Raw genomic sequence first — 26558 nt, 5'->3', positions numbered from 1 at the left:
AAAGTATACAGAAAGTACGAGGTGATAACCTCAAGTATGATGTGTCTAAATTTTTGAAATTAAAGTGAAATATAAGTATCTATTTATTGGCCCTGCAACGGGTATCGCTATTACACGAGCGTAAATGAGTTGGACGTTAAAAGTCTATGAAAATCACTGATGAGAATAATCAAAAATTCTTGTCGCTACGATGATTAAAATTCGTTTTCTATTTTGTCACTTAAGATAATAATTGAAGTGTGTTAACAACCCAGAGAAGTCAATGAGTAAAGACTATCGTTACCAGCGTGATGAATGGGACTCGGTAGAAGAGGAAGATTTTCACGCTAAAAAGCCAAGTTCCAAACGTCAAAGTACTGTAAAGGAAAAGCAGAAGCGTGACCTGCAACGCCGTGACAAACAGCGTCGCCTGCACCAAGAAGAGTATTAATTCAGCGAGTTGGTGAAATTTTAATAAAGCGTACCGTTTATAGCGGTGCGCTTCTGTGCTTTTGTGTTTACTTGCCGTATTATCTGTGTCAATTTAGACCCACTTTGATTCGGTTGTACAATAAGCATGGATATACGCTTTCTCACCACCTTTATAGAGGTGGCAAAAACTCGTCACTTTGGTAAAGCGGCTGAAAACCTTTACCTTACTCAATCTGCAGTCAGTGCACGCATAAAGCTACTTGAAGAGTATTTTCATACCACGCTTTTTATTAGGCAACGCAACAGTATACAGCTCACTCAATCTGGTGAGAAACTTCTGCCTTACGCTAGGCAATTATGCGCAACGCTAAACGAAGCAAAACAAGAGCTCCAAATTCAATCCTCTGAATATGTTGTTTGCGGCGCAACACAGCTTGCGAGCGAGCTGTTATTGCCTCAGATGCTCAGTCACCTACACAACTCGTTTCCCGATTGGTCAGTAAAGGCTGAAGTTCTTACGTTAGATACCCTTTCGCGACAATTGCACGAAAGGGTGACGGACTTATCATTCTCCACGGAACCGTTGAAATCTGAAGAAGTAAACAGTGATGTATTGCTAGAGCAGGATTTGGCGCTATATAGAATTGGACAAGCGTCTGAGACTATTGATGCAGCAGATTTTGTGGCTATTGATTGGGGAACTAAGGCAAGAGACTGGTTGCTTACTGCTTACCCTCAACTTCGCGATGCAAAGCTAAGAACCAATTCGTTGAATCTTGCGCTCAACAATTTACAGAGCGAAGGTGGTATTGCCGTATTACCGACCAACGTTGAGAGTCAGTTACCCGGTAGTGTGAAAGTGACCAGAATTGAAATGTTAGAAAACGTATCGTTTAAGGTGTATATGCACAGCATGAAGCAAGTCAGACGAGTGGGTCTAGCAGAGATAATAGAAAGCGTGTCTAAAGCGTGTTAACCGCTGCCATTAAATTTACCCACTGTGCCTAATTTAAAGGCATGTGAGTCGCAGAATTAAAGAGAGAAACTTATGTCACAATTACATCCTTTATTGGAAAAAAACGCATTTCAACGACTAGAAGCAAGCCTTGCAACAATTAAAGCGGAAGAGAAACTCTTCATTCTTAAAGATGAGCACGGCTGTGTAATGCTAACTACTGATGAAGAAGATGGTGTTCCGGTTTGGCCTGATGCTGAGTTAGCACTCTTGTGGGCAACCGAAGACTGGGCACACTGTGAAGCGATGGAATTAAGCACCGAAGAGTTTTTGACTAAGTGGGTGCCGGGCATGACGCAAGATGAATTAATGGTCATTGTATGTCCGGTACCTGCTGAAGAAGGAGAGGTGATTACGCCAGAAGAGTTCGCTGACTACCTTTAAAATGTGATCTCAAGGGGAAGACAAAGGGTAATTATCCAGTGAGCAAATGGGCATAAAAACGTTAGTTGGATACAACGTATCTGGCGTTTATTGTGCCCTTAATTAATAACCCAAGGAGGCGTTATGTTTACTGAGCAACCCACAATGAATAGTCTATTTAGCCAACTCGGTTTAGGAAGTTCAGACGAAGAAATTGCTGAATTTTTTGAAACACATCGAGGGCTGAATAAGAGCCAACATCTTCATGAAGCGCCTTATTGGAATGAAAGTCAGTCTGCATTTTTGAAAGATGCCATTGTTGAAGACGCTGCGTGGGCCGAAGTGATAGACCAACTTAATGCTGAATTGCACGAATGATGACTCTGCGCTCAAAGATTTTAACGTCAAACTAATATTCAATGCTCTGAGAGAAGGTAATAGCCGTTTTGTTGCACCCATCTTCTGATGATTTGTGGTTTCTTCCGTTAGGCGGAACGGGCGAAATTGGGATGAACCTCAATTTGTATGGTCACGATGGTCAATGGTTAATGGTTGACTGTGGTGTTTCCTTTGATGAGCCTCTCACACCTGCCTACAAAGGCGTCAGCCAAGCGTCTAACCAGAATACGTTCAAAGCCACTACGCATCGCGTTGTGGCTCCAAACCCTTCATTTATTACTAAACAAAAAGAAGCACTGGCTGGCATTGTCATTACCCACGCCCATGAAGATCATGTAGGCGCAATTCCTTACCTTTGGGAACGTTTCCAAAAGCCAATTTATACTACGTCTTTTACCGCCGAAGTGTTAAGGCGAAAGCTTGCAAGAAGTAAATTGGCTAACCGAATTGCCATTATTGAAGTCGACGCAGGCGATACTAAGAAAATTGGGTCTTTTAGCGTTAACTGGCTTGCCATTACTCATTCTCTTCCAGAACCCTTCGCACTAAAAATCAATACACCAGTAGGCACAGTATTGCATACAGCAGACTGGAAAATTGATGCCAACCCTATAACAGGTTTACCGTTTGACGTTAGCCTTTACAAGCGACTAGGCAGTGAGAATATTCTTGCCATGGTTGGAGACTCTACCAATGCAACAAAACCGGGCTTTTCAATTTCTGAGAGAAATTGTTACGACGGCCTATTAAGCACTATCGCGCCGTTAAAGGGGAGAGCGGTGGTAGGTTGCTTTGGTAGCAATATAGCACGGCTAATTTCGCTGGCTAAAGTCGCGAAGAAAACTAAGCGTTACATGGCGCTGTACGGTCGTTCGTTAATGAACATGTACGGCATTGCCAAGCAACAGGGCATTTGGCCGGACGATTTGCCTGTGTCCGATCCCCAGCATTTAGGTTATCTTCCCCCCCATGAAGTTTTAGCCGTAGCGACAGGCAGCCAGGGCGAGAAAAATACCGCACTGGCGCGTTTTGCAAAAGACACTCACCCTTACCTTAGCTTAGACAAAGGGGATACTGTGCTATTTTCTTCGATAGTTATTCCCGGAAATAAAGAGAGTGTAGACCGATTAAGTAAAGCGCTGCAGGCAAAGGGAGTAACGGTTATTCACAGTGAAGATAGCACGCTGCCAATTCATGCCAGCGGTCACCCCTGTGAAGAAGAATTAAAGCTCATGTATCATTGGGTTAAACCGAACATTGCTATTCCGGTTCACGGGGAGCATCAACACCTTCAAGCACATGCAAATATTGCTAAAGCGTGCGGTATTAAAAAGACCTATGTAGGGCAGAACGGTGATTTGTACAGGCTAGCGCCACAGCCAAGCATTCGCAGACAGGTTGTTCCAGTTGGTCGCATTCCTGTACAGCAAGCGTAAAATAAAAATATTGAAATAGCCCTAAGTGTATTTAGTCGGACGCGCCTTTTGCTTTTGTTCATATTGTACGCTTTAGAAAAATTAATTTTTATTTATCAATGCGATAGATGTGTCCTTTACGTTTTTTAAAACCTCATTTTAGAAGCTGCCCAAGTTTAAAACATTCTGTTACACTTGGGCTTATAATAAAAATTTAAAACGTGCGATCCATTTTTGATGAGATATTTCAACTATTTTTTACTGCTGTTTTTAGTTGTAAGCCTACAAGCGGTGGCCTCGCCGCGACTGTCTAATCCCGTCTTTCAGTCTTTATCGACCAAAAATGGCCTTCCGCAAGATATCGTCAACGACATTGTTATAAACGAAGATGGCTTTGTGTGGATAGCCACAGAAGGTGGTTTGGTTCGTTGGGATGGAGTTAGAACTAAACGAATAGCAGGTCCAGACAATTCTCTTATCGACTCATCCATTTATCGACTTGCCCTTCAAGGTACTGAAGCGTTGTGGTTTAGTGTGTACGGCAGAGGGGTTTATTATCTCGATTTGGCCACTCAAGATGTGGTGCAATTAGAGCCAACGTACCACCACGACTTTGAAAGTTTTGTGCAACATGCGGAAACCTTTCATTGGCAAGATGATACGCACCTTATCATTGCACTGGCAGAAGAAGTGCATAAATTTAACACGCAAACTAAAACCCTTGAGCGAATAGCAAAGCTCCCTGAGCCGCTGTTGGGTAACAGCCAAAGCATCCGGGCGGCAATCACCGTTGAAGACACCTTACTGGTAGCCACTACATCGGGGGTGTACGTCAAAAATATCAACAATTTAGAACAGTCTTTACGTCGACTTGATTACCTGGGTGATATTCCCGAAAACCTCGATAACGCCAATGCAAAGTTTCTACTTTTAGACGATAAGGACAGGGTGTGGATTTCAACGGTTTCGGGCGTATTTGTTGCTCAGAAACAAGACTTTCTCAAGCAGGTACAGGGCGAAAAAGAACATGTCTTTACACAGGTTCTATCTGACAGAAACGTGTGGACGTTGGTTCAGTACAAAGACGACGCTTTTTGGATGGGCACTAATAAAGGGCTATATCAGCTGAGTAAAAAAGCAGGTGGTTGGGAATACGAACACATCTTAGAACCGCATAACGGTTTCACCGAAATTTCAAACAAAAAAATTATCGCCATTGCCAAAGATGAATCTGACAACCTCTGGTTAAGTTCAGTCTATGCTGGTGCACTGTATTTCGGTGTGAAAAGTGCGGATATTTTTGCTATCCAGAATGAACGAGCCGGTGAGGCTAGCGTTTTGACTAGCCATGTGGTGTGGTCGTTTGCCGAGACTGAACCTAATAAAATATGGATAGGTACAGAAAACGGGCTTAATCACTATGATTTCACGACAAAAAAGTCTGAGAAGTATCTGTATTCAAAAAGTCAAAGAGCGATTATCGGCGAAGGCGCCGTAAACAAAATTGTTCCAACGCAAAGTGGCGAATTGTTTCTCAATACGTACAACGGAATACGGTTGTTTGATATGGAAACAGGGGAGGCTAACCGGCCAGAGGTATTAAAAGGTGGCGATGACACCGTATTTGATGCGTATGGCGCGGGAATGATGCTTTCAGATAAAGGAGATTTGTACTTTATTGGCAACGAAGGTTTTGTAAAGTATGACGTGGACGAGAAAGAAATTTCCTCTTTAGAGCTGGATCCTCGTGTTTTTGACATAAATTTTTCATTGGGATTCTTGGGGCAGTCTCATTACCACAATGATCGATTATTTTTTGCTACCGAAGGTGGTTTGTGGTTGATCGACCCAGAGACGTTTCAGCATGAATTGGTCTATCGATTCTCAGAGCTACAGCGTGGCCGAGATCGCTCTATATCGTCGTGGGTTATCGACGATATGGGTGTGCTGTGGCTTGCATACAGTGGCGTAGGGTTGGTTGGTCTAGACGCAGACACGTTTGAGCCGTTGTATAACCTAAATGAATCGAATATTTTATTATCAAACATTGTTTACGGGCTGCAAAAAGACGAAGCAGGCAATATCTGGTTTAGTTCGCACAAAGGGTTACACAATTACGATCCGTCTACCGGCCAAATCAAGAACTTTATCTACGGACGAGAGCTAAGCGTTTCTGAGTTTAACCAGGGGGCTTCGCTTAAGCTTAAGGACGGTCGACTGGCTTACGGTTCGACGAGCGGCGCTGTGGTTTTCTCTGCATCGCAATTGGAAAGCTTGGAAGTTGGAAGAAGTTTGCTCAGTAAGCAAACTGCTATAACGGAAGTTGCCGTAGATAATAGGGTGCTTAATCAGCCGCTTAAAAACCTAAGTGGACATCATTTCGATCTCGATTACGAAGATTATGGGTTAACCATCCATTTTTCGTCATTAGCGATGTCAGGCATAGGAAAAGTAAAGTACTACTACAAGCTGTTAAACGGTGATCGCGTCGTTACAGAAGGCGTGACTGACGATGCAAAAATAACCTTTACCAACATAGAACCGGGTGACTACGTTTTTTCTGTTGCCCCCACGCCAGGTAGTTTCGACTATAACGTGCTACCGGCTGAAATTACGCTTTATATGCCACATGCGCCTCTGCGTTCACCGCTTGCATATACTATTTACGCTGCGCTCATCGTGAGTTTATTCGTAGCATATTTACTCTCCCGTCAACGCCAACTGTTTAGATTACAAAAAGCTCAGCAGCAGGTAACGCTATTCAGTGACGCTTTTAGACAAACTCGAGACTGGGTTTTAATTTTTGATAAAGAAAAGCGTTTAGTTGCCGCGAACCCAGCTTTTGAACACGTGTTCGGCTTTAATAATAAAGAGCCGTTACCCAAGCAATTGGCACGGCTTTATTTGCGTTACCCAACGTTGAATAGACACCTGTCTGGCAAATTACCGGAAATGCAGGGAGGGGATTTTTGGAAAGACGAGGCCGTGATCGATGGTGCTGATGGCAAGCGCTACGACGTGCTTATTGATATAACAGCGGTAAGTGGCGAAAGTAACACTGCAGAGCATTACTTGATTGTTATTTCCGACATCACAGAACAAAAAAATGCTGAGCGCAAACTTCTGAAAATCGCGACCTACGATGGCTTAACAGGCTTGGTCAACAGAACATTGCTGCTAGACAGACTGGAGCATGCTATTGGGCTTGCCCGTCATCATGAGCATCGTGTGGCGGTGATGTTTGTTGACTTAGATAGATTTAAAGGTATTAACGACTCACTTGGGCATGACTACGGTGACAAACTGCTGCGCATTGTAGCCAACCGAATGCGAAACCTTGTGGCTGAGTCGGGCACCGTTGCGCGATTGGGTGGCGATGAATTCGTTATTGTTATTGAGGAAGTTAATGCCAATGACGACTTGAGCTCATTCGTGGCCCAAATCATTGAATCAGTAGAAACGCCTATATCGTTAGCAGAGGAAGTGCTTCGTGTTTCGTGCAGTATTGGTGTGGCGTTTTATCCCGAAGACGCCTCTGAGCCTGCTGAGCTTATCAAGCAGGCTGATGTGGCTATGTATACGGCGAAGAAGGACGCATTAAGCGGCTTTACCTACTTTACGACAGACATGAATGAACGTGCCAAAACGCGTTTACAGCTTGAAAATAAAGTAAAGCGCGCCTATTCAGATGACTGCTTCTTCAATCACTACCAGCCAATTATAGATGCCAGAACCAATACCACTATTGGGGTTGAGTTACTGCTGCGAGGAAAACTGGATAACGAGCCTCTTTTCCCCAATCAGTTCATTCCGGTACTTGAAGAATTGAAGTACATAATAGAAGTTACACGACAGGCAATGCGAAGAGCGGCAGAGGACTTGTCGTCTTGGTATAGCCAAGGCTTCACGGGGTTTGTTTCTATTAACCTATCTGCACTTCATTTCAAAACCGAATTCGACTTAACCGGTGTGCTAACCTTGCTTGATGAGTTCAATCTACCCAAAGAAGCGTTTCGATTCGAGATTACCGAAGGCGTATTGATGGATGACAGTGACAATGCGTTAAGACAGATTAATCGGTTTGTGAAAGAAGGTTTTGTATTAGCCCTTGACGATTTTGGTACAGGTTACTCGTCTTTAAGCTATTTAAAGCGTTATCCGTTGTCGGTATTAAAAATCGACAAGAGTTTCGTTAACGAAATGGCGCCGGGTAATGCAAACGAAGCGCTGGTAACAACAACCATTACGTTAGCGAATAACTTGAATATGAGTTGTGTTGCGGAAGGCGTTGAAACAAAAGCGCAAGCGGAAGAATTGATTGGAAAAGCGTGTTATTTCCACCAAGGCTATTTCTACGCCAAGCCTTGTACCGCCGAGGAAGTGGCACCGCTGTTATTTAAAGCGTGGTAAAACGTCGATATTTACCGCGTTTTTCTAACAGATAAGACCATAAAGATTCAAAAGCCAAATCTATAAGAAAACTAAATTTAGCCTCTAAAGCCTTGTTATTCGTCGCATAGAATGTAAACGCTTGTTTAAAAAGCTTGTTTTTCAATAAAAAATAGGGCTTATTAGAAGTCTGTGAAATCATTGTAAAAATGAGCTACATTATAACAACATATGAGTGACTTATGCCGCTAGACATGACAGCAAACGCAAATACCACGGAAGTAATAACATCGCCATTAAGTATGTTGTACCACTGGGAACAGAGCCGTGGGAACGACGTATTTCTTACGCAGCCTATTAACGGTGAATACCACGACTACACATGGAAGCAAGTCGCCGAACAAGCCAGAAAAGTGGCAGCACGTTTACGTGAATTCGATTTCCCGCAAGGCAGCCGTATAGGTATCTTTTCAAAAAACTGTGCTGAGTGGTTTATCGCTGATCTGGGCATTATGATGGCAGGTCACGTGTCGGTACCTATTTTCTCAACAGCCGGTCCAGACACGGTCCAGTATGTATTGAAACATGCTGACGTACAGCTATTGTTCGTTGGAAAACTAGATAATACTGCGGAACAAGTTGCCTCTATTCCTTCAGAATCTTTAACGGTTGCCTTTCCTTATCCAAACATTGCTACTAAGCAACAGTGGAAAGCGTTTATGGATATCGCGCCCATAACAGACTCGCCTGTACCTGATATGGATGATTTGATGACAATCATTTATACGTCTGGCAGTACCGGTCAGCCTAAAGGGGTGGTGCACAGTTACAATACGGCTTGTTGGGCAGCGCGTCGCTCGCTCGATCAATTGGGTATTAACCAAAACGATCGCACAATGAGCTACTTACCACTTGCGCATATTACAGAGCGTGTACTGGTCGAGCTTTCAAGCTACTACAGTGGTGGCAAAATTCACTTTGTAGAAGATTTAACTACCTTCCAACGGGATGTAGGTCACTGTCAGCCAACGCTATTTATTTCGGTACCGCGTTTATGGACAAAGTTTCAGATGGGCGTGTTAGCGAAAATGCCGCAGAAGAAACTGGATACGCTGCTTAAAATTCCAATTTTGAACAAAATTGTTGCGAAGAAAATTCGCGATGGCTTGGGCATTAATAACGCACGTTTGTGGGCAAGCGGTTCGGCGCCACTTGCACCAGCAGTCATTGAATGGTTCGCGAAAATTGGTATCTACATTTCTGAGGGATGGGGAATGACCGAGAACAGTGCTTATGGCACCGGCAGTGTACCTTTCCGTCATGATAAAATCGGCTGTATCGGCAAGCCATACGACGGCGTAGACATCCGCACGTCAGAAGAAGGTGAGATTCAAGTTAAGTCGCCGTGCAATATGCTGGAATACTACTTGGAACCACAAAAAACGGCTGAAGTCTTTACTGAGGATGGTTATCTGCGCACTGGCGATAAAGGGGTCATTGATGCTGATGGCTACGTTAAAATTACTGGTCGTTTAAAAGACATCTTTAAAACCGCGAAGGGTAAGTATGTTACGCCAGCGCCGATTGAAGCAAAATTCATGGAAAACCCTATTGTTGAGCAAGTGTGTGTAACGGGGACTAATTTGCCTCAACCTGTGGCTTTGCTAGTGCTTAGTGAAGAAGCGCAGAAAAAAGACAAAGCGGGCATTGAAGCAAGCCTTAAGAAAACATTCGAAGCTATCAACGCAAAACTGGAAAGCCATCAAGTTATGGATCGCGTCGTCATTATGAAAAACGAATGGAGCATCGAAAACGACTTGCTGACTCCTACGCTCAAAGTAAAACGTCATGTTTTAGAAGACCGCTTTGTAGATATTATCCAAGGTAGCTATAGCGACAAATTAGTTTGGGTTGACGCGTAAAATCGTCGTTGAGTCTTTTGCTTTGGCAATAATTAAAAAAGCTCTGTCTATGACAGAGCTTTTTGTTATCGGAAGGAGACGCAATAAGCGTTGAAGCTGTGTTGGGCTATAAGTACTACAGCGAGGCTAAATCGCGTCAAACGAAACGCAATTGTCGCTTTAAGAAGGGTAGCGAGAGCGTAACCCTTCATACACTAAGTCGCTAAACTCTGGCTTCGTTAAATCGAGGGCATCCATTACTTCTACCAGGTGCTCGTTGTCTTCACGACCTTCCCACACTTTTACATAAGTGCCTTCTTTATAGCCGTTATCTTGGCGGAAAAAATTGAGCACATTTTTACCTACGTACTGACGATACAGTTCGTCAGCTGACATTTCACACTGGCTTACGATGAACATGAATAGTGGCACGCTAAAGCGTTTGGCGGCGCAAAGGCCCGTCATGAGCTCTAAATTATCAAGAAGCGACAAATTTGACGCGTCGTAGTCCTTTCCATCGAAGGTTACTAGCGTTTTGCCACTTGCTAATTCAGAAGCAATACTTTTTGCAGATTCAGCGATATCGCCTTTGTATTCAATAATGCAGGCACTTAGTGCAAAGTGCCAGATATCCACCAATTCCATCTGAAGCTGTGGCAAGTCTTTTTGCTGTGCTTTCCACCATTTCCAGCCGTGATGCTCAATTGCTTCAACTGACTCTACCATTGCTGCACGTAAGTATCCGTAACCAGCATTTAGCCAGTCTGGGTTTACTTTGGCGTTCATTTTATCCTGAAGAGAAAGCATAGTGGCGAGTTGTTGCGCGGTTAACATTGTTGCTCCTGACCGTGAAATTGTGTTGCGTTTCGTAAAGGCGAAATTGTACTTGAATGACGCTTCGGGAGAAACTGCTAAATTTACGACAGCGAGAGTAAAGCGCTTTCTTTAATGTCTGCTTGCTCGTGGTGCACTTGCACCACGGTAAAACTATGACTTATTGGTCATGTTTTCTCGTTTAATGCAAGTGTTTGATATTTATAGTTTAAAAAGTTGGCATTCAACCTGCAAAACATAAATCGTTAACAGTGCTGCTCAGTAGCGCTAACGTGAATGAGTGCCAGGCAACGCTTATTCACGTTGTTACTGAGTAGACCGTAAACCTTACCCATACAGATTTTTCGTGTCCTGAGGTCTGTGTGGGTTTTTTTTGTCTAAAAGTCGCCCATACACGCTTCTTTGTACTCATTTACTGCGCCAGATCTCTCTATTACTTCGCTAAGAACTCTCCGGATTTTGTTTTCGCCATGCCCCCGGTATTTGTTTTATTATCATAAGATATTTGATTATCTAAATTTTGGAGAAATAACTTAACTACTGAGCACAATGCGATACACTAAATTATAAGGTCGACGATACCTGCACAGTCTTTGCACAGTATCTAAAAGCACGTTCTACAAAGGATTTTTCGATTGCTTGCGCTATATCCCTCTAATAAATTAGAACACTTAAGTTTTCTTCTCACCACGCTTTTACGTCAGCAGCCCATGGGTGTGTTTACACCAGAAACCATCTTGGTTGAAAGCCCGGGTATGCAGCACTGGGTCAGTATGCAGCTTGCCACAGAACACGGCGTGGCAATGAATATTGATTACCCTTTACCAGTTCGCTTTATGTGGAATACAGCACGTACAGTACTTGGACAGGACAAAGTACCCAAGCAATCTCCATATCGTCGTGAAGTATTGACATGGCGTATCGACAATATTCTTCAAGATGGCTCTCTGATGAGCGCAGAAGCTTTCGAGCAAGTTAACCGGTATTGGCAAAATGCAGGAAGTGAACAAGAGCAGGGGTTACAGCGCCTTCAGCTAGCTACCGCTCTGGCCGATGTGTACGAGCAATACTTGTTGTACCGCCCGGACTGGTTGTTTAAATGGGAAGCTAACGAACGCGCTGTACTTGATGACATGGAGATATGGCAAAGCGAAATTTGGCGCATATTGGTCAAAGAGCAACCGCTGCATCCTGCACGTTTGCATCAAATGACGCTCGATGCGTTGGAAGCTGGCCATTTACCAAATGATCCAGCGAATAAGTTGCCTACTCGTGTCATAGTGTTTGCCATTAACACTATGGCCCCGCAGCTGATCGCGTTTTTTGACGCCCTCGCGCAGCACATTGATATTCATATATTTCATTTAAATCCTAGCGTTAATTATTGGGGTGAAGCGAAAAGCAGTAGCGAACAGGCGAAATTATTGCGTTTAGAAGGGCTCAAAAAATGGATGGAAGATGATCAGTCGAACCCGCTGCTTGGAAACTTAGGTAAACAGGGCAGAGAGCTATTCAACTTACTCACTGAACTGGATACCTTTGAGATTAGTGCGTTTGATTCACCGGATTTTGAAGAGAAAAACGATAATGCTGAAAGCGACAATGCTCGTGGTCTACTCGAGTATATTCACAACGATATCTTGCAAGCCGCTCAACCGAAGCCACTTACTCGCGATTTAAGAGAAAAAGACGATAGCGTTACTATCATGTGTACCCATTCCGCGCTTCGCGAAGTGCAGGTATTACACGACCACTTGTTACACTGGTTATCTCAAGATAAAACGCGCACCCCATCTGATATTCTGGTGATGTGCCCGGCCATCGAAAACTACGCGCCATTTGTTGATGCTGTATTTCACAGAGTAGGCACAAAGGCTTTGGCTGGCAGGGGACAGGTTAGGCTTCCGTGTACCATTGCAGATAGAAGCCCAATGGATGCAGAGCCGTTGATTGCGGCATTTATGACGCTGCTACAACTGCCCGATAGCCGTTTTGGTGTGTCGGACATTATGGATTATTTGCAGTTAGATTCAGTGCAAAAGCGTTTCTCAGTGTCACAAGATGATATCGAGCAAATGGTGGTTTGGCTAAAACAAGCTCATATTCATTGGGGTCTTAATAGCGCCCACAAAACTGCCGTTTCAGAAGGTGTTGATCTAGACGATACCTATAGCTGGTGGTGGGGAATACGCCGATTACTTATGGGCATGCTTGCACCAGATAGTGAAGTCATTGTTAGTGACCTACTTACTATTCCCGACGTTGAAGGACAAAGTGCGCTTACGCTAGGCAAGCTTATTGACGTTGTGGCGCTGTTGGATGAGTTTGCACAAGTATTAACAGCCCCAAGAACGGCCGCGCAGTGGTCTAAAGCCTTAATATCGCTTAGAGATGCGTGTTTTATGCCGATACAAGAGCAGCAGCAAAGTTGGGATCTTATTGCCAAAGTTGCTGCCGATCTTGCTGCACGGTGCGAAGAGGCAGGTTATGAACACGAACTCACCCTTCGTCAGGTTCGCGACCTGCTACTCAATCGATTCTCGTCGCCAGATGCTGGTAATCACTTTATGACCGGTCAGGTTACGGTGTGTTCAATGCTGCCAATGCGAAGCATTCCGTTTAAAAAAGTGTGCATTTTGGGGCTGAACGACAGTGAATTCCCCAGAAAATCAAGCCCGCTAGGTCTCGATTTAATGGCAGGTGCTGGCCGCCAAATCGGTGATCGCTCACGGCGTTTGGAAGACAGGTATTTATTCCTAGAAGCCATTATTTCCACCAGAGACAGCTTATATTTAAGTTACCAAGGGAACGACGTTACCAATAACAGTGAGCGGCAACCCAGTCTAGTATTAGCTGAGTTCATGGATATGTTAGCAAACAGCTACGCACTGGATTTATCAAAGTACAGCGTTAATGCGCCGCTTCACCCGTTCAGTGAAGAAGGCTTTACGGGAATCTTGCCGGGCTACGAAACAGGGTGGTTACGGTTAGCTGACGCGTTACAAAAAACGAAATTAAATACCGATGAAGCAGATAATGAATCTGCCAATGATGCGGATACGGCAACGTTAGCGCCATCACCTGATGCACTATCAACGCAATTGCTTCGTCTATCAGGTATTCAAATTGCGAGAGCTTTCAAAGATCCGCTGGAGTATTTCTCTGTCCAACGGCTGGGCGTGAATCTGTCTCAATCGTTTACGCTACTTGAAAATAGCGAGCCGTTTGAAACCAATGCGCTGCTGCGCTACCAGGTGCTCGACGCTATCTTTTCATCTGCACAGCGCATTGCGCCAGAGAAAGATGATGTTACCCCGCTTTCATATAGTGAAAAAGTGGTCACGTTTGCGTCGCTTAGAGGGGATATCCCCAATAACCCCGTTGCCAGAGATGAAGTTGACATGTGGAAAGAAGGTGCGTTGGCATTAAGTCAGGCCATGGGCCCTCATGACGCAGAACCTAAAAAAGCGCACTTTCAAGGCAAATACATCACCTTTACTTCATCGGCTTTATTAGGCAGTGACGCGCTAGTCGAGCTATGTGCAGGCAAAGTTGACGCACATCGCGCCCTGGGATTCTTCATCTCCCAATTAGTTTTTTCAAGTAGCGTTGAAGAAACCAACTACAGTAACTATCCGCTAGATATCTATTCGTGCACTTGGGAAAAGGGCGAAACCATTTTGAAAAAGCAGCGCTTCCCCGCTTACGACCGGGAAACTGCTGTGCGGTTACTTTTGTTTATTGAACAGCTTTACATGGCTGTTTATACAGCGCCGACACCTATTCATTTAAGTTTGTTCGGTACTTTTATGCCCGGGACCAGAAATTCAAACACTAAGCCTGTAGTGGAAAGCATAAAGCCTGAGATGTTTACCGACATTCTGCATGCTCTACTAAATAGTGCGGACGGGGCTAGTGAAACCGACAAAGCGATACTTAGCCAAGTTCAACATGCAATTGACGAGACGTGTCCGTTCACTGATAAAGACAACGCTATAGCTAGCGAAACGACAAGCGAAAAACACGAAAGAGCAAAGCAGGCGGTGGACCAAGCCGCTGCACTTTTTAACACGATAGAGTTACAGCGAGCACTAACCGACTGGCAGCAAAGTAGTGGGCAATTCAGCGCCGATATGGCAAACAACCCCTACTTAAATTGGCTGTTTCCTCAGGGCGTGAGTTGGAATGATATACCGCATTTAAGTGCTTTTGTGCTGCTCGCCATGGTCAACAATGCGTTTCAGGAGGAGAAGCTATGAGTTACAACCCTACATCCTCTGATAACCCTATAGACGAACAAGCTCAGCTGCAAACCGACGACCACAGCGGCACTGAAGCGCAATTACTCGATGTCGTCGCTATGCCGTTAAAAGGGCGCCACCTTATTGAGGCCAGCGCTGGCACAGGTAAAACCTTTAATATTACGCGCTTGTACCTGCGTCTATTGCTTGAAAAAAAGCTCACCGTTAAAGAAATATTGGTGATGACTTTCACCAAAGCCGCGACCGAAGAAATAAAGGGGCGTATTGCGGCAACACTAAGAGAAGCTCTACTTATTTGGCAGCAAGCCAAAGATAACGGCAATGAAATAGACAGTGGCTGTGACCCGGTTTATCAGTATTTATTTAACAGCTGTGAAACTGACGAGAGTTTGGCTCTTTTAAAAGCGGCGCAGCTGGAGCTTGATGAAGCCTCGGTGTTTACTATTCACGGCTTTTGTCAGCATGTTATTACCCAGTTAGCGTTTAACAGTGGCTTTGCCATGTCGCTTAACTTGGGCAATGACACCAGCGATTTATATCTTGAAGCTGCCGAAGACTTCATTCGAAAAATTAGCAAAAGTGAGGACGAGTTTAGGCTATTGGCAGAGTCAGGCTGGCATACACCTGACAGACTGCTGCGAGAATTTAACGCCAGTATTAAAAGTACTCTGACCCCAATATTGCTTAGTGAAGAGGATATTGAAGCGGCGTGTAAAACGCAGCTAGATGAAGCACCTCACACGTCTTTAGCCTACGTGAAGTCTCTACTTCAAAGCGTAGAAGACAATGAAGGGCTATTGGTAGAACAGCTCATCAAAACACCGGCCCATAAAAAAGAACGGCCGCAGGAGTTGGCTGCACTTAAAGCTTGGTTGTGTTCTTGCGTAGATGAACAAAGTTATTATCTTCCGCCGCCCGAAGCGGAGGCCTTCGTTAAAGGTAACCGCTATGCGCGAAACGCATCTGGTGTAAAAGAGATTTTAACGCCTATAAAAGACTTTGCAGTGGCGCTTAAAAAAGCATTTGGCGAGAAAGATAAGGCGCTTGGCAAAGTGCCTGTATTCAAGCTGGTGGTTGAAGCCATTTCGTTCATCAAATCCCGCGTTGAAAAGCAGAAAAAACAGCTTGGCGTTATCGACTTCGACGATCTTATTCGCATGCTCGCCGACGAAGTGGTGAAGCCGAACAATACCCTTGTGCCTGAGCTTCGCAAAAAATTTCCCGTAGCGCTTATTGACGAATTCCAAGATACCGATGCAAAGCAGTACGCTATTTTAGACGCAGTGTATCCTAATCTTGCGGATGCTAACGAAAGTGCGTTATTAATGATAGGTGACCCCAAGCAGGCGATTTATCGCTTTCGCGGTGGCGATATTTTTACCTATTTAAAGGCGGGTAGGCAGGCTGATTACCGCTGGGTGATGAATACCAACTGGCGCTCGGTTGAGGGAATGGTTAAAGCCTATAATCGGTTATTTTTTGGCGCGCCTGTGGCATCAAATAAACCCACCGACGTGTTTGGCTTTGACATCAAATACAACCCTGTGGAATTTACGCCTAAAGCGGCCGCGGCAAAAACGCCACTTATCGACCCTGCCGAACAAGATAGTTTAATGAAGAGCGGTGTAATGAAAAGTGCTGTAACGAAACGCAGCGCAATGAACTACGTTAGCATGTGTTTGGAGGACAAAGAAAACGCCCACATTATGCGTCGCAAAATGGCTCAGTGGATTGCGCAAGAGATTTACCGCTTATTGAACGAAGCGCACTTCCAAACCGCCGATGGTGGCACCGCGCCGGTGAAGCCTCAGGATATCGCTATCTTGGTGAAAGACAGGACCGAAGCTGGCGCTATCAAAAGCGTACTGCAGCAAAAAGGCTTGGCGTGCGTTTATTTAAGTGATCGCAGTAACTTATTTGCCAGTGCCGAAGCCAAAGATGTACTGCGGTTACTTAACGGTATTTGGCATGCTAACGACACCAGTAAAGTGGCGTCGAGCTTGGCGTCACCGCTTTGGGGGTATAGCGCACAAACACTCATTGAATTGCTATACCATGAAGATGACGCGCAGTGGGATGCTGCTATCGACAAGGTATTGTCGCTGCGGGATATGTGGCTGCAAAAAGGGTGCATGAGTGTGCTGCTGTATTTAATGCAAGACAGCTATCAACCTCATGCTGACAGCGTGGAACGCGCCCTTACTAATTATCAGCATTTGGCTGAAGTGCTGGAAAAAGCCAGCACTACTCACCAGCGCCCAGAGCAGCTACTCGACTGGTTGAATAAGCAAATTCATAAGCCTGAAAGCGATGAAGAGCTTACTTTGCGCCTTGAAAGTGACAGCCAACTTATTCGACTTATTACTCAACACGGCTCGAAAGGGCTAGAGTACCCTATCGTGTTTGTTCCTTTTGCCACCGGCTACAGAGACGCCGCTAAAAACGGCAACACTACGTCGCAAATCTTTACCTATTACGACGAAGAAAAACAAGATTTACAAATGCAGCTTGGACAGACGCCACAAGCCATAGCTCGCGTTCAAAGCGAGAGCGAAGCGGAAGACATGCGACTGGCCTATGTGGCAGTAACACGGGCTGCCCATCGCTGTTACATGGGCGTTGTACCTATGACTAACAATGAAAGAAGTGCATTAGCACGAGCACTTGGTGTAGGTGGCGACGGCAGCAACAACGATTGGTCGAGTGTATTAAACCGAGTTGCTGAAGAAGAAGCGTCTCATGCCTGCCATATCGACGGTGATAAGTTTGAGGAAGTGTATACTGGCTTTGAACAAGAAGGTGAGTTACCTCAGCTTACTGCGTTGCAATTTACCGGCACGGCAAGCGAAGAATGGCGACTGTATTCATTCTCAGCAATGAGCCGTTTAACCACGGTTAGTGCTAACCAAAGCGTTGAAACCGGCACAGCAGCAGAGTCCGGAGCAACAACAGAGCCCTTGAGTCAAACCCTTCCTAGTGTGCCCGTACTTCAAACCATTCGAGATGAAGAAGTGTTTGCAAGCGACACTCTTGTGGGTGAGATGGGCTCAATTGATGCAGACATCAATTTCTCGGCAGGTATTGAAAGTACGGTAAGTAAAAGTGATCTGCGTTTTACCCTAGAGAAAGGTGCGAGCGCAGGCAATTTACTTCACGATATTCTAGAGCACAGTGACTTTAGTGCGCCCGATTGGGAAGAAACGGGTAAGGAACTGGTTAACCGCTTCGGGTTAGATGAAAAGCGAACGCCGCTACTTTATGAATGGTTAGAAGAAGCGCTAAAGACGCCTCTGTATCCCAATATGCAGCTAAGTATGAGTGTTTTGCCCTTAGCGCAAACCCTGCGCGAAGCCGAATTCTATTTTCCAATGAACGACACGCAATGGACTCAGCTTCGTGAAGTACTCGCGACTCATCGAAAAAACGTGGCTGACGTTATTGGTGGTGAAGTGGAAACAGCGCCACAACTAATTACTGCAAAATTACAGGGAATGATGCACGGGTTTATTGATCTGATTTTTGAGCATGACGGTCAGTTTTATGTGGCAGACTACAAGTCAACCTGGCTTGGCGATACTCTAGATAGCTACACGCCAACAGCGCTGTTTCATAACAACCAGCATCACCTTTACGACCTTCAGTACTTAATTTACTGCCTGGCGCTACATCGCTATTTAAAGAATACGCTGCCTAACTACGATCCAGATATGCATTTCGGTGGGGTGTATTACCTGTATCTACGTGGCATGCACCCAGAAAACGAGCGCGGGGAAGGGGTATTTTATACTGATATTCCATCGTCTGTACTCAATCGATTAGACGGGATATTTGCGAGCAAAGATGATGCCTACCAAGGCGATAGTACAAAGCATGCAGGGAGTTCTCGCCAGCCTTTGGAACAAACGTCTTCGGGTCAGCAGCAGTTTAGTTTCGATGACGAGTAGTCAACATCATAGAGGCTAAAGCAAAGGAAAATAATGAAAAGCAATCAACACTCTGTACCGTCATTTTTTGATAACTTGTTTGGCATCGAGGCGATCGACAAATTTGTCGCAAAAGAATTTGGCTTTATTGATGAACTGGAGCAAGAAGAACAGTTTATTTGGGCTGGGATCTTAGCGTATTTGTCGTATATGCAGCGCAATGGCCACAGCTGTATCTATCTTAAAGACATAGCGGGTACGACGCTTTTTAAAGAGGTAGACGCAGAACAAGAGAAAGTCTTGGCGGCCGAAAAAAATGAGCATAGCAGTAACGCGGTGGCGGCTGCTTCACTGACACTGGTTGAACAAACCGAGCAGGAAAAAGCGCCCAAAGCAGGTGTCGACGTGCCACAACTAACACCGTTACTTAGAATTGTAAAAAGTGCAGTGGTTAACGAGCAGGTGGCTCAACTATTTGTCTATAGCAACGGCAAGCTGTACAGCCGTCGCTACTATGAGTTTGAACAAGAAGTAGCACGAAATGTTGTAGAACGAGCGGCGCTTACGCCCTTAAGTGATAAAGCTAGCGAAAAAGTAAAGCAACTTTGGCCAGCAATCTTTCCTACCGAAACAACCGATCGGCAAGATTGGCAGCAAATAGCGGTGGCGAAAAGCCTAATGCAGCGCTTTTGCGTTATAAACGGTGGGCCAGGAACAGGTAAAACCTATACTGTATTGCGCTTATTACTGGCGCTACAGGCTTGCGATGAAAACTTAAAAATTGTGCTGGCGGCGCCTACAGGTAAAGCGCAACAGCGTATGACCGAATCTATCATGAACAGCATAGACGGGCTTCGCGGCAAGTTGGACGACACAGTGCTTAACAACGTGCCTACCGATGCTGTGACGCTACATAGATTACTAGGATTGCGCGAGCACGGTGTATCGACTAAGTTCAATCAGCACAACCAGTTGTCAGCAGATGTACTCATTGTCGATGAGGCAAGTATGGTCGACTTAGCGCTAATGACACGTATAGTACGAGCATTGCCAGACCATTCACGGCTCTATTTCATTGGAGACGCTGACCAGCTTCCTGCGGTTGAGCTTGGTAACGTGTTAGAGCAGCTAGTTAGTACCGAGACAGCAAGTTTTGACGACAACGCGAATGTGCCAAATGGCACGAACAGCGCACATAGCTCACTTAGTTTAAACAGTCATGACGACGGGCTTTCTTTAGGTGGCGTGCCATCGTTGATGCGTCAGCACATTGCTACGCTATGCCCGCATTTGCCCCTGTTACCTGTTGATGAGCAGGCAAAAAGCTATGTAGCAACTCTGCAAGCACCGCAGCGCTTCAAGGGGCAGGTGGCTAAAGTTGCAACGGCCATACAGCGAGGTGATGCAAGCGGTGCACTTGCCGCTATTACCGATAAGACTGACGACAATAACGAAAGTGCGGGTCTTGGTTCAAATATCGATTCAAACCCTGGTTCAAATACGGCATCGCGACTACAATCTGGCGTTCACCTATGGCCAGAGCTCCAGGTTAGCGGCCGTGATTTACACCAGTTGGCCAAAGAAAGCTTCTTGCCTATTTTTGATGCTGGCAGTGCAGAAGAAGCGCTTAATCGCCTGAATGTGGTTAGGTGGCTAACCCCAGTTCGCAAAGGAGCAATGGGTGTAGAAGGGCTGAATAATTTGGTGTTCGATGCCATCAAGCACAAGATCAGAAAGCGGGAAGGCCATTTCTATCAAGGTCAGCCCATTATGATTGTAAAGAATCATCATCCTCAACGACTATCAAACGGTGAGGTTGGTGTAATCTGGCCTGACAGCAAAGGAAAGCTATATGCGTGGTTTTACCAGGATAGCCAAGCTTCAGGTCAAAACGGTTCAAGTCAGAAAGCTTCGGCAAATGCGGGAGACAGTGCTGACAAGACGCTAGAGCAAAAACAAGCGTTGCGCAGCATATCGCTATCAAGAGTACCGCAGTTTGAAACTGTGTATGCCATGACCATACATAAATCTCAGGGCTCTGAGTTTAATCATGTTGTACTTATTCTTCCTAAGCCTGATAGCGAGAAAGCCGCCAATTTATTTCATCGAGGCCTAGTGTACACAGGGTTAACCCGTGCTAAAGACGGCTGCTTAATCATCTCTGACAACGCTACATTTAGCCACATGGTTCAACGGGTGGATAAGCGTTATTCCGGGCTGTCTGAAGCGATTAGCCTGCACCTAGAGATCACATCAAACGCCACCCCAGAGGTTGAATAGAAATAAATGTACTCTGACCCCCAAATTTTGGGGTCAGAGTACATTTCTGTGTGGTTATTTTACTGGCGTAAAAAGGCACAGGCCGCGTCTGTTAATATCAATTGGGGTTTTGCTGATTAGATAAATGCGAGTGGGGGCAGTTACACGCAAAATTCCGCCTTCGGCATTTAAAAACTGTGAAGGCAAAAGTACAGACGTGCCTTCACTTTCTGAATTGTCGGTCTCGGCTTTCACTGCAAAGTGTGACAAACCGCAGTGATCCAGCCAACCTAATATATTATCTGGCGTTGCCACAAAATTATCATGCTTCAATACGCTGCTATGTAGCGTAATATTCGCACCGAAGACGGGCTTATTCTCTATCGCCATTTGCGTGTTAGGCTTTAAATGCAGACGGTATAGTCCGTGTGCTTCAGGCACAATGTCATCATTCGCATCTGTATTATTCACTAACGTAAGCATACAAAGTTTCACAGGTTAGTTTGAATGGTTTTATTTTGGTGGACTTACGGCTAGCCTGTGTTGATGTGGATCAACTGCCCTTGGGTTTACGCACTTTGTATAAAAAATTAGGCTTCTTGTGCAACAAGCATCTCCCCAAGACGCTGAATAGCTTCGGTGCGCGCAGCCTTCGTACTATCAATGAAATTAAAACGCAGGCAATGTCGATACTTACCTGTTGCCGAAAATAGCTGCCCTGGCGCGACATAAATTCCTTTTTGCTTGGCTTCGTCAGCCAGCTTCACGGAGTCATAACGGCTGTTTAGCTCTACCCAAAGCACATAGCCCCCTTGAGGGTAGCTAATACAGGTGTCGGCGGGAAAGTAACGCTTAATGTCTGAACGTAGTGCGTCTCGTGCACTTAGGTAATGGTGACGCATAGCCCGAATATGTTTGTCATAACCGCCTTGCTCAATGAAACTGGCTATAGCTAATTGGGGTAGAGTAGGGCACATAGAGCTACTGACATATTTAACGTGGAGCACTTTATTTCTATAGATTCCCGGCGCTATCCAACCCACGCGAAAACCAGGCGCTAGCGTTTTTGAAAACGAGGAGCACAGTAAAACGCGCCCATCTTTATCGAACGATTTAATGGTTTTTGGACGAGGGTAGGCGTAGGCAATATCGCCGTAAATGTCGTCCTCAATAATGGCTACGTCGTACTCTCTGGCCAATTCATATAACGCTTTCTTTTTCGCCTCAGGCATAACGAATCCTTGAGGGTTATTTACCGTTGGGGCGACTAAAATGGCTTTTATCGGCCATTGATCAAGCGCTAGCTTTAATGCCTGTAAACTCAGTCCTGTTTCAGAGTCGGTGGGGATCTCTAACGCTTTTAATTCGGCGCCTTTTATAGCTTGCATAGCACCGTAGAATCCGGGGGATTCTACAGCTATCACATCGCCGGCGTTCGCCACTGCGCGAAGGCAAACAGATAAGGCTTCCTGGCAGCCAGAAGTCACAATGAATTCGTCGCTTTGCAACACACAGCCAGATGCTGCGGCCAATCGGCTTAGCTGTTTTCGCAGAGTTTCATCACCTTTTACGTCACCGTATATCATACCGTCCAAGGCTCGATGTTTGGTGAGTTCATGCAGGCGTTTTATAAGCGGTTTAAGGGTTTTGGCAGTCATGTTGGGCATGGCATGCTGAAACTGACATAGGGTTTTAGCGTCATGATCTTTATTGAAGGTATTCAGCAAAGTGTCTAGCACATCTTCCCATTGAGACACATCCATAGGGCGTTGGGGAGGCTTCGTCATGCTAGGGGTGTTATCTATTAATATACTACGGGCGACAAAATAACCTGATTTAGGTTTTGCCTCTACCAGTTGCTGTGCTTCTAACACTCGATATGCTTCCTGCACGGTAGCTATACTTACTTTATGCTCCGTTGACAGCTGCCTAACCGAAGGTAACTTGTTCCCCACCTCAAAAACACCACGCTCGATTTGGGCTTTAAGTTCATTGGCTAATGTTTCGTAAAGCGTCATCGCAATATTTATTCTTATGGAGTCATCTGCATACAGATAACTATATCTTAATTGATAGGAGCTTTTAACCATACAGATTGGTGAAATAACTACCATACAGACGTTACAATGACTAAACTGTATGGCTGTTTTTAAATGTATTTGGGTATGATGCATACAAAAATATGATTGTATTGTGTTGGTGAAAAACAAGCGTTTGGTTAACCGCCCCCTTTCTTTTAAAGAAACGCATTGCTCACCTCAACACATAAGGACTGTCATGGAAACATCTTTACTCATCGCGCTTGCGACATTCGCATTCATCAGTACGGTAACGCCTGGCCCGAATAATATGATGCTATTGGCTTCTGGGGCACAATACGGTTATAAACGTTCGCTGCCGCACATGCTGGGTATTGTAATTGGTGTTGCAGGTCTAATGATAAGCACACTGCTTGGCATTGGTGCGCTGTTCAACATATTTCCCGTACTGTACGGTGTGCTAAAAGTACTTGGAGTGGCATACCTGTTATGGTTAGCATTTAAAATTGCCACTGGCCCCGTAGATGAGCCAGTAGGCCTAGTAGAAAACAAAATTAAATCGACCAAACGCCAAGGGCCGCTCAAGTGGTGGGAAGGGGCATTATTTCAGTTAATTAACCCTAAAGCATGGATGATGGCGTTAGCCAGCGTAGGCACGTTTTCACTGCCTGGCGAGCACTACACCCAATCTGGTATTGCGATTGTTACTGCTTTTGCCGTGATTGGTTTTCCAAGCATCTCTCTTTGGGCAGCGGTAGGCGCAAAAATACGCGTGTGGTTGAGTTCGCCAACTCGAAGACGGCAGTTTAACCTTACAATGGGCGCGGCCACAGCAGCCACGTTATTTTTGATAGTGTAACGGTTATATTAACTGGACGCTGGCCTTTTGGGTGTAAACCGATTGGCTGGTGTCTTTTAAAAAACTGATAAAGGGAACACGTAAAATGGAGTGGGTCGAAGTCTTTATTCAATACTTAAGAGCCTATGAACAAAAGGACCTAGACAGTGTTTCCGATATGTTTGCGGATGACATTGCATTAAGGGACTGGAAAATTTCTGTAAAAGGTAAACGGTTAGCCGTTGATGAAACACGTAAGAACTTTGAGAATGCTGACTCGATAGAAATAGATGTGCTGTCTACTATGGTAAACGAGAAGATGGTGTCTGGTGAGCTCAAAATTGTGGTGGATAAGTCTGAAACACTGTTCGTTGTTGATGTCTTGAAATTTAATGAAAACGGTAAAATCATAGCTATTCACGCTTATCTAGGACGCGACGATTAAATCTAGCGCAAACAATACAAATACAAGGAGCAGGTCTTCATGGAATTGAACCAAGTTACGTTACCCGTTACCAATATGGTCGAAGCGGTGGAGTTTTACCTTACACTTGGGTTCACTCAAATTGTAGATACACCGCATTATGCCAGATTCACCTGTCCTGAAGGCTCGTCCACTTTTTCGCTCTCTTTAGAAAGCGAAAGTGCTCAAAATCACAGTGTGATCTATTTTGAACACGAGGCGCTAGAAGAGTTGTATACCTCTCTTGTGGAAAAAGGTATTCGTTTTGAGCAGCCGCCAACGCAGCAGCGCTACCTTTGGAAAGAGGCCATTTTAAGAGATCCCTCTGGCAACAAAATAAAGCTGTACTGGGCAGGAGAGAATAGAGTGAACCCGCCTTGGAAAGTTGAAATAAAGCAGTAGCCATTTAGATAAACTTCAAGAAAAACTGAGATAACCAGTGACAGACTCCCAAACTAGCGTGCACTTTCGCTTAACAAAATTAGATGCCATGCAGGCGTATACGCTAAAACGAGAAATTGAAGGCGCTTACTTTAGTAAGCGTGAAGAATTTGTAGATGAAAAAGGCTCAGGTGCGTTCATTGGCATGGTGCCTTTAAAAGAAAGCCTGTTTGACGAACTCAACGATTACGTTATTCGCCAGCAAATTCAATATGATGACTGCGATATTTATGTTGAATCAAAAATTGCTAACGGTGATATTGCCGTGCCAAGGGTGGTAAACAAATTGCTCAAATACATCGACTGCAAGCTGACTTTCGCTTTTGCGAAGTAGTTTCAATTGAGGTGCGCTACTTAAGCGTGAACCGCCAAGGCAAGGTTGTGTCATCCCGTGCACCTAGCTTACCGGTTTGATCGTCTTTTGCGTAGTCTATGCCAATGCGATGCGAACTAGTGATATGTTTACTAGCAATGGCATGGTTACTTTGCTCAATCCAAATCAGAGTGTTATTTAACACAGGCTCACCATTAAGCGCAGGTGTTATCGCAAGAGCTTGTGTCAGCTTAGCTGGACCGTCACATAGATTACGCAATGATGTGTTCACGCCGCGACGTTCACGCATTTTGTCTACACCTTCTGTAGGCTTAATTTTTCGGATCAGAACTGAATCAGTGTGGTCTGCGTCATTTGTAACAATATTCAACATACTGTGAGAACCATAAATGGTGTAGATGTAAGCAACGCCGCCTTGCTTTTTAAGTGTTGATATCGAAGAAGGGCGCCGCAACAGGTGTTTTTCCATGGCAAGATCATGATGTCCACGGTAGGCTTCCGTTTCTGTTATCGTTCCCCCGGTTAGTACGCCGTCGACGTTACTAAACAGGAAGTTACCAATGAGCGACTTCGCTATATTGACGACATCGCTATTAGTGAAAAAAGAACGCTGCATTTTTCGTTTAGGTTTATTAATCAACAAATTAAGACGACTTCGTAATTTCGCTGTGAGATTTTAGCACTTTGCTACCGTCGTCCTGTTCAATGAGATAGGCTGGGTCGCTGTCGCTAGCCTCTCGTTTAACCGACGAACCCTTAATCGTGCGCTCTACATCATTGGTAAATTTTTCTCTGATATTTCCCGTTGCACTACCGTTTCCCCATTCCCATTCTACTTCTGTGTTTACCGCATAATGTTTCATAAATATTCCCTAAGCCACTAAATCAACTATTCACTTAGTTGTTTAACGAAAAGAATAAGACCTGAGTTCAAAAAGGGGGAAATAAGGATGGTAAAAAAGTAAAGAAAGTTTGAAACCCTAGGGCTTGTTGACCTTTGTTGTACATTTTTGCAGCGGTCTGTGTGCCATCTAGACAAGGCGGATATATGACGGTTTAGTGGTTCTAAATCGAAAACATTCAACGCAGTATAGATGGCACAAAGGCGCTGCCCGAAGGGGTCGTTATGGAAGCCTTTTACTCTTTGTCACAGTCCTTTAACTTAGCTCGCTAGGCTTGCAGGACTGTTTCGCGATTAAAAGGCTTCCATTTAGACCAAAATTCGTACACCAAAGGTCAACGATGGAATGGTCTCCCCCCTCAAACGGCATC

The 26558-nt window shown here is 44.9% G+C and carries 19 protein-coding genes; 14 read left to right on the top strand and 5 right to left on the bottom strand.

Translation table 11 applies throughout. The annotated features are described in order from the left end of the window. Positions 1-262: 262 nt before the first annotated feature. From F0261_RS18335 to F0261_RS18305, 7 genes are all read left to right on the top strand, one after another. A complete protein-coding gene (locus tag F0261_RS18335; RefSeq protein WP_168463489.1) occupies positions 263-430 on the top strand; it encodes a hypothetical protein in 168 nt (55 codons plus the stop codon). A gap of 126 nt (positions 431-556) precedes the next feature. Beyond that, positions 557-1387, top strand: a complete 831-nt coding sequence (locus tag F0261_RS18330) for a LysR family transcriptional regulator (protein ID WP_049587635.1) — start codon at positions 557-559, stop codon at positions 1385-1387. Between the two features lie 72 nt (positions 1388-1459). After that, positions 1460-1810: a DUF2750 domain-containing protein gene (locus tag F0261_RS18325; protein ID WP_014949811.1), complete on the top strand. Its 351-nt coding sequence runs from the start codon at positions 1460-1462 to the stop codon at positions 1808-1810. A 123-nt stretch (positions 1811-1933) separates the two neighbouring features. Continuing rightward, positions 1934-2167, top strand: coding sequence for a DUF2789 domain-containing protein (locus F0261_RS18320; protein WP_014949810.1), 234 nt, complete (start codon positions 1934-1936; stop codon positions 2165-2167). A 68-nt stretch (positions 2168-2235) separates the two neighbouring features. Then, the gene (locus F0261_RS18315; protein ID WP_171338617.1) at positions 2236-3624 is read left to right on the top strand and encodes a ribonuclease J; all 1389 of its coding nucleotides are present in this window, start codon (positions 2236-2238) and stop codon (positions 3622-3624) included. 216 nt (positions 3625-3840) lie between these two features. Continuing rightward, the gene (locus tag F0261_RS18310) at positions 3841-8013 is read left to right on the top strand and encodes an EAL domain-containing protein (RefSeq protein WP_171338618.1); all 4173 of its coding nucleotides are present in this window, start codon (positions 3841-3843) and stop codon (positions 8011-8013) included. A gap of 221 nt (positions 8014-8234) precedes the next feature. Then, entirely contained in the window at positions 8235-9914 is a 1680-nt protein-coding gene (locus F0261_RS18305; protein WP_171338616.1) for an AMP-binding protein, read from the top strand. A gap of 159 nt (positions 9915-10073) precedes the next feature. Here F0261_RS18305 and F0261_RS18300 read toward each other — a convergent pair whose 3' ends face one another. Then, positions 10074-10727, bottom strand: a complete 654-nt coding sequence (locus tag F0261_RS18300; RefSeq protein ID WP_110288718.1) for a dUTP diphosphatase — start codon at positions 10725-10727, stop codon at positions 10074-10076. 635 nt (positions 10728-11362) lie between these two features. Here F0261_RS18300 and recC point away from each other — a divergent pair. The 3 genes from recC to recD are packed head-to-tail and all read left to right on the top strand — an operon-like array spanning position 11363 to position 21192. Beyond that, a complete protein-coding gene (gene recC / locus F0261_RS18295; protein ID WP_171338615.1) occupies positions 11363-14986 on the top strand; it encodes an exodeoxyribonuclease V subunit gamma in 3624 nt (1207 codons plus the stop codon). Next, the gene (gene recB, locus F0261_RS18290; RefSeq protein WP_171338614.1) at positions 14983-18933 is read left to right on the top strand and encodes an exodeoxyribonuclease V subunit beta; all 3951 of its coding nucleotides are present in this window, start codon (positions 14983-14985) and stop codon (positions 18931-18933) included. The genes recC and recB overlap by 4 nt, the downstream gene beginning before the upstream one ends. A 33-nt stretch (positions 18934-18966) precedes the next feature. Continuing rightward, the gene (gene recD, locus F0261_RS18285) at positions 18967-21192 is read left to right on the top strand and encodes an exodeoxyribonuclease V subunit alpha (protein ID WP_171338613.1); all 2226 of its coding nucleotides are present in this window, start codon (positions 18967-18969) and stop codon (positions 21190-21192) included. 54 nt (positions 21193-21246) lie between these two features. On the opposite strand, the gene F0261_RS18280 is transcribed toward recD, so the two are convergent. Continuing rightward, on the bottom strand, positions 21247-21654 hold the full coding sequence (locus F0261_RS18280; RefSeq protein WP_014979567.1) for a hypothetical protein: 408 nt from the start codon (positions 21652-21654) through the stop codon (positions 21247-21249). A gap of 107 nt (positions 21655-21761) precedes the next feature. Continuing rightward, complete coding sequence (locus tag F0261_RS18275; protein ID WP_171338612.1) at positions 21762-23189, bottom strand: PLP-dependent aminotransferase family protein; 1428 nt, start codon at positions 23187-23189, stop codon at positions 21762-21764. A gap of 259 nt (positions 23190-23448) precedes the next feature. Here F0261_RS18275 and F0261_RS18270 point away from each other — a divergent pair, with 259 nt between their 5' ends. The 4 genes from F0261_RS18270 (at position 23449) to F0261_RS18255 (ending at position 25286) form a co-directional block, all read left to right on the top strand. Next, on the top strand, positions 23449-24069 hold the full coding sequence (locus F0261_RS18270) for a LysE family translocator (RefSeq protein ID WP_014979565.1): 621 nt from the start codon (positions 23449-23451) through the stop codon (positions 24067-24069). A gap of 85 nt (positions 24070-24154) precedes the next feature. Further along, complete coding sequence (locus tag F0261_RS18265; protein ID WP_039225393.1) at positions 24155-24493, top strand: nuclear transport factor 2 family protein; 339 nt, start codon at positions 24155-24157, stop codon at positions 24491-24493. A 39-nt stretch (positions 24494-24532) separates the two neighbouring features. Continuing rightward, positions 24533-24913 carry a VOC family protein gene (locus F0261_RS18260; RefSeq protein ID WP_014976792.1) on the top strand — a complete coding sequence of 127 codons (381 nt, stop codon included), beginning with the start codon at positions 24533-24535 and terminating at the stop codon, positions 24911-24913. 37 nt (positions 24914-24950) lie between these two features. Beyond that, the gene (locus tag F0261_RS18255) at positions 24951-25286 is read left to right on the top strand and encodes a hypothetical protein (RefSeq protein ID WP_014979563.1); all 336 of its coding nucleotides are present in this window, start codon (positions 24951-24953) and stop codon (positions 25284-25286) included. A gap of 16 nt (positions 25287-25302) precedes the next feature. On the opposite strand, the gene F0261_RS18250 is transcribed toward F0261_RS18255, so the two are convergent. Both F0261_RS18250 and F0261_RS18245 read right to left on the bottom strand, forming a co-directional pair. After that, a complete protein-coding gene (locus tag F0261_RS18250; protein ID WP_171338611.1) occupies positions 25303-25902 on the bottom strand; it encodes a DNA-3-methyladenine glycosylase in 600 nt (199 codons plus the stop codon). A gap of 28 nt (positions 25903-25930) precedes the next feature. Then, positions 25931-26149, bottom strand: coding sequence for a DUF2945 domain-containing protein (locus F0261_RS18245; RefSeq protein ID WP_014949794.1), 219 nt, complete (start codon positions 26147-26149; stop codon positions 25931-25933). Positions 26150-26558 lie beyond the last annotated feature (409 nt).

The organism is Alteromonas sp. 07-89-2 (genome assembly GCF_013113925.1).
GTDB classification, from domain to species: Bacteria; Pseudomonadota; Gammaproteobacteria; order Enterobacterales; family Alteromonadaceae; genus Alteromonas; species Alteromonas macleodii.
This window is presented reverse-complemented; position numbering and strand designations above follow the sequence as displayed.